The organism is Streptomyces sp. OfavH-34-F (genome assembly GCF_022347745.1).
Classification (GTDB): Bacteria; Actinomycetota; Actinomycetes; order Streptomycetales; family Streptomycetaceae; genus Streptomyces.
In genome coordinates, this window is record NZ_JAKRGC010000244.1 from 1 (window position 1) to 9875 (window position 9875).

Genomic DNA, 9875 nt, shown 5'->3' on the forward strand with positions numbered 1-9875 from the left:
GCCGTGGTTCGAGGACGAGCCGGCCGCCCGGCTGGACCTGGCGCGCGGCGAGACCGACGCGGTGATCGGCGGGAAGCCGCAGGAGGTGCGGGCCCGGCTGTCCGGGCGCCGGCCGGCCGAGGTGCGGGGCAGGCTGACCGCGAAGGCGCCCGAGGGCATCGAGGTCCGGGTGCCGAAGCGGACGACCGTGCCGCGCGGCACGCGGACCGAGGTCCCGGTGGAGATCACGGTCCCGGCGGACACCCCGGCCGGGGAGTACGAGGTGCCGTTCTCCTTCGGCGGCGAGGAGACCACGCTGACCGTGCGGGCCTATCCGCGCACGGCCGGGGCCGATGTGCTGCGCGGGGCGAGCGCCTCCTCGTCGGGCGACGAGACCGCCGACTTCCCGGCGTCCGCCGCGCTGGACGGCGACCCGGAGACCCGCTGGTCCTCACCGGCCGCGGACGGGGCGTGGTGGCAGGCGGAACTGCCCGCGCCGGTCCGGCTGGGGCGGGTGGTGCTCGACTGGCAGGACGCGTACGCCTCCCGCTACCGGATTCAGGTCTCCGCCGACGGGCGCACCTGGCGCACCGCCGCGACCGTCCGCGAGGGCTCCGGCGGGCACGAGTCGGTGCGGATGGACGCGAAGGACACCCGGTTCGTGCGCGTCCTGGGCGACGAGCGGGCCACCGAGTACGGCATCTCGCTCTGGTCGGTGAAGGCGTACGCGGTGGCCGGGGACGACTGACCGCCCCCGGGCGTCGGCGGCCAGGAGGCGGCGGGGGCCCGGAGGCGGTCAGGCCGCCCGGTGGCCGCTCAGGCCGAGACGCCGTCGATCCGGGCCATCGCGTCGTCCGCGCCGAACGGTTGCAGATAGGGCAGCCAGCGCGGGTCGCGGTGGCCGGTGCCGATGATCCGCCAGGCGAGCCCGGTGGGCGGGGCGGGCTGCTGGTGGAGCCGCCAGCCCAGCTCGGGCAGATGCCGGTCGGCCTTGACGTGGTTGCAGCGGCGGCAGGCCGCCACCACGTTGTCCCAGGCGTGCTGTCCGCCGCGGCTGCGCGGGATGACGTGGTCGACGCTGGTCGCGGCGGCCCCGCAGTACATGCAGCGCCCGCCGTCCCGCGCGAACAGGGCCCGCCGGGTCAGCGGCACCGGTCCCCGGTAGGGAATCCGGACGAACCGTTTGAGGCGGACGACGCTGGGGGCCGGGACGACCCGGGTGGCGCTGTGCATGAGGGCACCGGACTCCTCGAGGCAGATGGCCTTGTTCTCGAGGACGAGGACGAGTGCGCGGCGGAGCGGTACGACGCCGAGCGGCTCGTACGACGCGTTGAGAACCAGGACATGCGGCACGGATGCCTCCTTGTACGCCGGCGGCGCGTGGCTCGCGCCGGGACGATCTCCGTTCTCAGTTTCCCCTCACGCCTGGTCGTAGCGCCACCACGTGCGGGTAACGGGCGGGCGGGATTTTCCCCCCGGCCTCCCCGTTAGTGTGGTTGTTCAGCGCTCCACCGGTCAGCGCTCACCCCCTGGAGGTCTCGCCGTGTCCCTGTCCGCCGTGTCGGCCGCAGTCCCGTCCCCGGAACCCGGTGGCTCGCTGGGCGAAGCCGCGGAGCAGGCCGGCAACGCCGCGGGCTGGGTGGAGGAGAACTGGTCCACCTGGCTGAACACCGGTCTGCGGATCGTGCTGATCGCGGCCGTCGCGATCGTGCTCCGCCATCTGATCCGCCGGGCCCTGACCAAGTTCATAGACCGGATGAACCGCAGCGCCCAGGCGGTCCAGGCCACCCCGCTCGGCAGCCTGCTGGTCAACGCGGAGCGGCGCCGCCAGCGCTCGGAGGCGATCGGCTCGGTGCTCCGGTCGGTGGCCTCGTTCCTGATCATGGGCACGGCGGCGCTGATGATCCTGGGCGCGTTCCAGATCAACCTGGCGCCGCTGCTGGCCTCGGCCGGGGTGGCCGGCGTCGCGCTCGGCTTCGGCGCCCGCAACCTGGTCACCGACTTCCTGTCCGGGGTCTTCATGATCCTGGAGGACCAGTACGGGGTGGGCGACCAGATCGACGCGGGCGTCGCGTCCGGCGAGGTCATCGAGGTCGGTCTGCGCGTCACCAAGCTGCGCGGCGAGAACGGCGCCATCTGGTACGTGCGCAACGGCGAGGTGAAGCGGATCGGGAACCTGAGCCAGGGCTGGTCCACCGCCGGGGTCGATGTGCAGGTGCTGCCCACGGAGGACCTGGAGAAGGTCCGTGCGGCGATCACCGGGGCGGCCGAGGAGATGGCCAAGGAGGAGCCCTGGTCCGAGCGGCTTTGGGGTCCGGTGGAGGTGCTGGGCCTGGACGCGGTGCTGCTGGAGTCGATGACGGTCCGGGTGAGCGCGAAGACCATGCCGGGCCAGGCGGTGGGCGTGGAGCGGGAACTGCGCTGGCGGATCAAGGTGGCGCTGGACGCGGCGGGCATCGCGATGGTGGCCGGCACCCCGGAGCAGGCCCCGCAGGCCGACCCGACGGCGGGCATGGCCGCGCCGTCCGCGTACGCGTCGGCGACCTCGCCGCAGTCCCTGGCGGCGACCCCGATCCCGCCGCCGACCACGGCGAAGTAGCCCTTCCGGCCGGGAACCCGCGCGGTTCCCGGCCGGCGTCGTTTTTCGGCCGGACTCCGGCCGGACCTCGTCCCGGATAACGCTTTGGTTGCCGCCGGCCGTCAAGCCATTGACGCCCCGGTGACCGGGGCCCTACCTTCCTTCTCACCGAATAGGAAACTTTCCTAACAGAGGGGCAGGTGCAGCGGGCATGGCCGGAAACACGCCGGGTACCCCCAGCGTTCTGCGCGCCATGAACGACCGCGCCGCCCTCGATCTCCTCCTGGAGCACGGCCCCCTCTCACGGACGCGGATCGGGAAGCTCACCGGCCTCTCGAAGCCCACCGCCTCCCAGCTGCTCGCCCGCCTCGAAGCGGCCGGGCTGGTGGTGGCCACCGGCACCGCGGCCGGCCGCCCCGGGCCCAACGCCCAGCTGTACGCGGTCAACGCCGCCGCCGCCCATGTCGCCGGGCTCGACGTGAACGCCCACCGGATCGTCGCGGCGGTCGCCGACGTGACCGGCGAGACGGTCGGGGAGTTCGAGCTGCGGACCCCCGGCCGGCGCGCCGAGAGCGTGGTGCGGCAGGTGACCGGGGCGCTGGACGGCGCGATCGCCGAGGCCGGGCTGACCCGGGCCGATGTGCACCGCGTGGTCATCGGCACGCCGGGCGCCTTCGACCCGAACACGGGCCGGCTGCGCTACGCCTCGCACCTGCCGGGCTGGCACTCCCCCGCGCTGCTGGACGAGCTGGCGGCCGTGCTGCCGATGCCCGTCGAGTACGAGAACGACGTGAACCTCGTCGCCATGGCCGAGCAGCGGCGCGGCGCGGCGCGGGGCCACGACGACTTCGTCCTGCTGTGGAACGAGGAGGGCCTCGGCGCCGCCCTCGTCATCAACGGCAGGCTGCACCGCGGCTTCACCGGGGGCGCCGGCGAGGTCGGATTCCTGCCGGTGCCGGGCGCGCCCCTGGTCCGCCAGGTCACCAAGGCCAACGCGGGCGGTTTCCAGGAGCTGGCGGGCGCCCAGGCCCCGGCCAGGCTGGCCCGGGAACTCGGCGTCGAGGAGGCGGTGCCGGGCTCCGGCACCCACCACGAGATCGCCGCCGCCGTGATCGGCCGGGCCGCCGAAGCGGTGGAGGCGGGCGAGGAGGGGCCGTACGGCCTGCTGCTCGACCGGCTCGCCACCGGACTGGCCACCGGTCTCGCCTCCCTGGTCGCGGTCCTCGACCCGGAGGTCGTCGTGCTCTCCGGCGAGCTGTTCTCGCGCGGCGGGAAGCCGTTGCGCGAGCGGGTCGCGGCCGAACTGGCCGAGCTCGCCGCGTCCAGGCCCCGGCTGCTCGCCGGGGACGTCACCCACCGGCCCGTGCTGCGCGGCGCGCTGGAGAGCGCGCTCGCCACGACCCGCGACGAAGTGTTCGACACCTCGCGCTGAACCCCCACTCCTCGCTGTCCACAGCTGTCCCGTATCCGTTCCGTCCTTCCTGCCCACCTCGCACCGGGAGACCCACCATGTCCGGAATCCGCCGGAAGCCGGCCGCCGCACTCGCCGCGACCGCCGCGATAGCCCTGTTCGCCTCCGCCTGTACCGGGCAGAGCGGCTCCGGGGCCAACGACGACGCGTCCAAGGAGACGACGATCACCTTCTGGCACGGCTGGAGCGCGCCGGGCGAGGTGAAGGCCATCGAGGCCACGATCGACGCCTTCGAGAAGGCCCACCCCAACATCCATGTGAAGGCCGTCGGCAACATGACCGACGACAAGATCAACCAGGCGCTGCGGGCCGGCGGCTCCAAGGCGCCGGACGTGGTCTCCTCCTTCACCACCAACAACGTGGGCAAGTTCTGCTCCTCGAAGGCGTTCGTCGACCTCAACCCGTTCCTGAAGAAGGACGGCATCGACCCGGAGGCCACCTTCCCGAAGGCGATGAACGAGTACACCCAGTTCGACGGGGTGCGCTGCACGGTCCCGCTGCTGGGTGACGCGTACGGGCTGTACTACAACAAGGACGCGTTCAAGGCGGCCGGCATCGACAGCCCGCCGAAGACCTGGTCCGAGCTGGCGTCCGTCGCGAAGAAGCTGACGAAGACCAAGGGCGACTCGTACGAGCAGCTGGGCTTCATGCCGAACTACCACGGCTACGAGACCACCACCGAGCACTACCTCGGCGGCTGGAACCCCTCGTACTTCGACGCGGACGGCAAGTCGAACATCGCCAAGGACCCGGCGTTCGCCGACATGCTGACCACCCAGAAGAAGCTGGTGGACGCCCTCGGCGGCTACCAGAAGCTGGAGAAGTTCCGGGCGGGCTTCGGTGACGAGTGGGGCGCCAAGCACCCGTTCCACCTGGGCCAGGTGGCCATGCAGCTGGACGGCGAGTGGCGCCTGGGCATGGCCGAGGACACCAAGCCGAAGTTCGAGATCGGCGTCGCCCCGATGCCCGTCGCCGACAGCGAGGCGGACACCTACGGCAAGGGCTACCTGACCGGCACCATCGCGGGCATCGCGGCCACCTCCAGCAAGCAGAACGCCGCCTGGGAGCTGGTCAAGTTCATGACGACCGACACCGACGCGGTCGTGAACTTCGCCAACGCGATCCACAACGTGCCCTCCACGCTGGCGGCGCTGAAGTCGCCGAAGCTGAAGTACGACCCGCGGTTCAAGACCTTCCTGGACATCGCGGCCAACCCGAAGTCCACCACCACCCCGCCCTCGGTGAACGGCGGCGCGTACCTGGTGTCCCTGCAGAACCTCGGCTTCGACGTCGAGAAGGGCAAGCAGAAGGACATCAAGGCGGGGCTGGAGAAGACCGCCGAGGAAATCGACGCGGCGATCGCCCAGGCGAAGTAGAGCCTCCACGATGAGCACGTACACACTCCGTTCGAAGCGCCGCCGGTCGGCGCTTCGGACGGCGGCCTTCATGTCGCCGTGGCTGATCGGGTTCTGCGTCTTCTTCGCCTACCCGCTGATCTCCACGCTCTATTTCTCGTTCACCAGCTACGACGGGTTCGCCGCCCCCGAGTTCAGCGGCTTCAAGAACTGGTCGTACGTCTTCGACGACTACCCGCTGTTCTGGCCGGCGCTGCGCAACACGCTCTGGCTGGTCGTGGTGATGGTGACCTGCCGGGTGGTCTTCGGGCTCGGCGTCGGGCTGCTGATCACCAAGATCAAGACCGGCACCGGGGTGTTCCGGACGCTGTTCTACCTGCCCTACCTGGCGCCGCCGGTCGCCGCCACGCTGGGCTTCGTCTTCCTGCTCAACCCCGGCACCGGGCCGGTCAACTCGATCCTGGGCGACCTCGGTCTGGGGACGCCCGGCTGGTTCACCGACGCCACCTGGTCCAAGCCGGCCCTGACCGCGCTCGCGGTGTGGGGCGTGGGCGACCTGATGGTGATCTTCATGGCCGCGCTGCTCGACGTACCGAAGGAGCAGTACGAGGCCGCGGAGCTGGACGGGGCGACCGCGTACCACCGGTTCCGCTACGTCACGCTGCCGAACATCTCGCCGATCATCATGTTCGCCGTGGTCACCGGCATCATCCAGACGATGCAGTACTACACCCAGCCGCTGGTGGCCGGGAAGGTCGCGTCCGGGATCATCGGCGGCTCCGGCCAGCAGTTCGAACCCGGCTATCCCGACAAGTCGACACTGACGCTTCCGCAGCTGGTCTACAACCTCGGCTTCCAGCGCTTCGACTACGGCTCGGCCTGCGTGGTCGCGCTCGTCCTCTTCGCGCTCGCCATGGCGTTCACCGCACTGCTGATGCGGCGCCGCAGCGGGCTGATCCAGGCAGGTGAGTGACATGGCGCAGGTTCTCGACACCCCGGCGGCCGCGGCCCCGGCGGGCGAGCCCGCATCCCCCGCGCGGCGGACCGCGCGCCGCAAGGCGCTGCTGCACTGGATCGCGGTGCACTCCCTCGGGGTGGCCGCGGCCCTCTTCTTCGTGCTGCCGTTCGTCTTCCTGGTGCTCACCTCGCTGATGAGCGACCAGCAGGCGCTCACCCGCGACCTGTGGCCGCACCCCTTCGAGTGGGCCAACTACAAGAAGGTGTTCGACACCCCGGGCTTTCTGACCTGGTGGCGGAACACCCTGCTGTACGCGGGCCTGGGCACCGTCCTCACGGTGGTGTCCTCGCTGCCCGTGGCGTACGCGCTCGCCAAGTTCCGCTTCCGCGGCCGGCACCTGTCGCTGATGCTCGTCATCTCGATGATGATGCTGCCGCCGCAGGTCGTGGTCATCCCGATGTACCTGTTCTGGGCCAAGCAGCTGGACCTGTCCGGCACGCTGTGGCCGCTGATCATCCCGATGGCCTTCGGCGACGCGTTCTCCATCTTCCTGCTGCGGCAGTTCCTCCTCACCATCCCGGACGAGTACCTGGACGCGGCGAAGGTGGACGGCTGCGGCGAACTGCGCGCGCTGCTGCGCGTGGTGGTGCCGATGGCCAAGCCGGGGATCGCCGCCGTCGCCCTCTTCCAGTTCTTCTACGCCTGGAACGACTACTTCGGCCCGCAGATCTACGCCTCGGAGAACCCGGGTGCCTGGACGCTGAGTTACGGACTGGAGTCCTTCAAGGGCGCGCACCACACCGACTGGAACCTGACCATGGCCGCGACCGTTCTGGTCATGGCCCCTGTGATCGTCGTCTTCTTCTTCGCACAGAAGGCTTTTGTCGAGGGCGTCACACTGACCGGAGTAAAGGGCTGAACCATGAAGCTCGCTGTAGTGGGTGGCGGGTCCACCTACACCCCCGAACTGATCGACGGATTCGCCCGGCTGCGTGACACGCTGCCGGTCGAGGAGCTGGTCCTCGTCGACCCGGCCGCCGACCGGCTCGACCTCGTGGGCGGCCTCGCCCGGCGGATCTTCGCCAAGCAGGGCCACCCGGGCCGCATCGTCACCACCTCCGACGTGGACGCGGGCGTCGCCGGGGCGGACGCCGTCCTGCTCCAGCTGCGCGTCGGCGGCCAGGCCGCCCGCAACCAGGACGAGACCTGGCCGCTGGAGTGCGGCTGCGTCGGCCAGGAGACCACCGGGGCCGGCGGCCTCGCCAAGGCCCTGCGCACCGTCCCGGTCGTCCTGGACATCGCGGAGCGGGTCCGGCGCACCAACCCCGACGCCTGGATCATCGACTTCACCAACCCGGTCGGCATCGTCACCCGCGCCCTGCTGCAGGCCGGCCACAAGGCCGTCGGCCTGTGCAACGTGGCCATCGGCTTCCAGCGCAAGTTCGCCGCCCTGCTCGGCGTGGCCCCCGGCGAGGTGCACCTGGACCACGTCGGCCTCAACCACCTCACCTGGGAGACGGGGGTGCGCCTGGGCGGCCCCGGCGGCGAGGACGTGCTGCCCCGGCTGATCGCCGAGCACGGCGACGCCATCGCGGACGACCTGCACCTGCCGCGCGCCGTCGTGGACCGGCTCGGCGTCGTCCCCTCGTACTACCTGCGGTACTTCTACGCGCACGACGAGGTCGTCCGCGAGCTGGGCGGCAAGCCCTCCCGCGCGGCCGAGGTCGCCGCCATGGAGAAGGAGCTGCTGGAGATGTACGGCGACCCGGCGCTGGACGAGAAGCCCGCGCTGCTCGCCAAGCGCGGCGGCGCCTTCTACTCGGAGGCGGCCGTGGACCTGGCGGCGGCGCTGCTCGGGGGCGGCGGCTCGGCCCACCAGGTGGTCAACACGTACAACAACGGCACGCTGCCGTTCCTGCCGGACGACGCGGTGATCGAGGTCCAGGCGAAGGTGGACGGGACGGGCGCGACGCCGCTCGCCGTGCCCGCCCTGGACCCGCTGTACGCGGGGCTCGTCGCCAACGTCACGGCGTACGAGCACCTGGCCCTGGAGGCGGCGCTGCGCGGCGGCCGGGACCGGGTGTTCAAGGCGCTGCTCGCCCACCCCCTGATCGGCCAGTTCGAGTACGCCGAGGCGCTCACCGACAAGCTGATCGCGCACAACCGGGAGCACCTGGCGTGGGCGTGAACGGCGCGGTCCTGGCGATCGACGCGGGGAACAGCAAGACCGACGTGGCCCTCGTCGGCGCGGACGGCTCGGTGCTGGCCACGGCCCGGGGCGGCGGGTTCCAGCCGCCGTACGTGGGCGTGGAGCCGGCGGTCGACGTGCTCGGCGAGGCGGTGGAGCGGGTACTGGCCGCGGCCGGCGCGGACCCCGGCTCGGTGGCCCACGTGTCGGCGTGCCTGGCCAACGCCGACCTGCCGGTCGAGGAGGAGCGGCTGACCGCGGCGCTGGCCGCGCGCGGCTGGGGCCGGACGGTCGAGGTCCGCAACGACACCTTCGCGATCCTGCGGGCCGGGGTGGACGAGCCGCGCGGCGTCGCCGTGGTCTGCGGCGCGGGCATCAACTGCGTCGGCATGGTCCCGGACGGGCGCACCGCGCGCTTCCCGGCGATAGGCCGCATCTCCGGTGACTGGGGCGGCGGTTCGGGCCTGTCCGAGGAGGCGATGTGGTTCGCCGCGCGCGCCGAGGACGGCCGGGGCGAGCCGACCGCGCTGGCCCGGACGCTGCCCGCGCACTTCGGGCTCGACTCGATGTACGCGCTGATCGAGGCGCTGCACCTGGGCCGCATCGAGGGGGAGCGCCGGCACGAACTGGCCCCGGTGCTCTTCGCGACGAGCGCGGCCGGTGACCCGGTGGCGCGGTCCCTGGTGGACCGGCTGGGCGAGGAGGTGGTGGCGCTGGCGTCGGTCGCGCTGACCCGGCTCGGGCTGCTGGACGAGGAGGTGCCGGTGCTGCTCGGCGGCAGCGTCCTGGCGGCGCGCCACCCGCAGTTGGACGAGCGGATCGGCGAACTCCTCGCGGCGCGGGCCCCGAAGGCCGTGGTGCGGGTGGTGCGGGAGTCCCCGGTGCTCGGCGCCGGGCTGCTCGGGCTGGACCGCACGGGCGCCGCGCCGGAGGTGCACGCCCGGCTGCGGGCGCAGTACGCCTGAGTTCCGGCCCGTCAGGGGCGCTCCGCCGCCTGCGGGTCGCGGAGCGCCTTTCGCGTGTCCGGGAACCGATCGGCCGCGCCGGACGTGTTGATGGTGGGGAGGACGGTTCGGCGGGGGATCGTGCCGTCCGCCTTGATCAACGGCGCCGATCTTGATCGAATGCCGTTGACCGCGGCCGGCCGTCGCGCGACCCGGTGCCCGATCCAGGCGTTCTGGATGTGTGCGCCGGTCCCGGCGGCCATACTTCTGGCCGGGTACCAGTCCCCCGATCGGCCGGGGGTCGGGCCGCCGTCCATGACCGAGGGGGAGGTCACGTGACACACCCGCCGAGTGCGCGCCTGGCGCCGCACCGCGCTCCCGGGCAGCCGCCCGCGCCGGTGG

The 9875-nt window shown here is 72.1% G+C and carries 10 protein-coding genes; 8 read left to right on the forward strand and 2 right to left on the reverse strand.

Annotated features, from left to right (window positions below; all coding sequences use genetic code 11):
* Positions 1–727 (forward strand): discoidin domain-containing protein (locus MHW47_RS26540; protein WP_239226297.1); only part of this gene is annotated, 727 nt, incomplete at its 5' end.
* Between the two features lie 68 nt (positions 728–795).
* On the opposite strand, the gene MHW47_RS26545 is transcribed toward MHW47_RS26540, so the two are convergent.
* Positions 796–1332 carry an HNH endonuclease gene (locus MHW47_RS26545; protein WP_239226298.1) on the reverse strand — a complete coding sequence of 179 codons (537 nt, stop codon included), beginning with the start codon at positions 1330–1332 and terminating at the stop codon, positions 796–798.
* Between the two features lie 190 nt (positions 1333–1522).
* Between MHW47_RS26545 and MHW47_RS26550 the strand changes: the two genes are divergently transcribed.
* The 7 genes from MHW47_RS26550 to MHW47_RS26580 all read left to right on the forward strand — a co-directional run bounded on the left by MHW47_RS26550 (position 1523) and on the right by MHW47_RS26580 (position 9494).
* On the forward strand, positions 1523–2578 hold the full coding sequence (locus tag MHW47_RS26550; RefSeq protein WP_239226299.1) for a mechanosensitive ion channel family protein: 1056 nt from the start codon (positions 1523–1525) through the stop codon (positions 2576–2578).
* A gap of 190 nt (positions 2579–2768) precedes the next feature.
* Positions 2769–3989, forward strand: a complete 1221-nt coding sequence (locus MHW47_RS26555; protein WP_239226300.1) for an ROK family transcriptional regulator — start codon at positions 2769–2771, stop codon at positions 3987–3989.
* 77 nt (positions 3990–4066) lie between these two features.
* Positions 4067–5404: an ABC transporter substrate-binding protein gene (locus tag MHW47_RS26560; RefSeq protein ID WP_239226301.1), complete on the forward strand. Its 1338-nt coding sequence runs from the start codon at positions 4067–4069 to the stop codon at positions 5402–5404.
* A gap of 10 nt (positions 5405–5414) precedes the next feature.
* Complete coding sequence (locus tag MHW47_RS26565) at positions 5415–6356, forward strand: carbohydrate ABC transporter permease (protein ID WP_239226302.1); 942 nt, start codon at positions 5415–5417, stop codon at positions 6354–6356.
* A gap of 1 nt (position 6357) precedes the next feature.
* Positions 6358–7260: a carbohydrate ABC transporter permease gene (locus MHW47_RS26570; protein WP_239226303.1), complete on the forward strand. Its 903-nt coding sequence runs from the start codon at positions 6358–6360 to the stop codon at positions 7258–7260.
* A gap of 3 nt (positions 7261–7263) precedes the next feature.
* Positions 7264–8529: a 6-phospho-beta-glucosidase gene (locus tag MHW47_RS26575; RefSeq protein WP_239226304.1), complete on the forward strand. Its 1266-nt coding sequence runs from the start codon at positions 7264–7266 to the stop codon at positions 8527–8529.
* Positions 8520–9494, forward strand: coding sequence for a BadF/BadG/BcrA/BcrD ATPase family protein (locus tag MHW47_RS26580; protein WP_239226305.1), 975 nt, complete (start codon positions 8520–8522; stop codon positions 9492–9494). Before MHW47_RS26575 ends, MHW47_RS26580 begins: the two co-directional genes overlap by 10 nt.
* An 11-nt stretch (positions 9495–9505) precedes the next feature.
* Here the strand turns inward: MHW47_RS26580 and MHW47_RS26585 are convergent.
* The coding region (locus tag MHW47_RS26585; protein WP_239226306.1) for a hypothetical protein at positions 9506–9875 on the reverse strand (370 nt) is incomplete at its 5' end.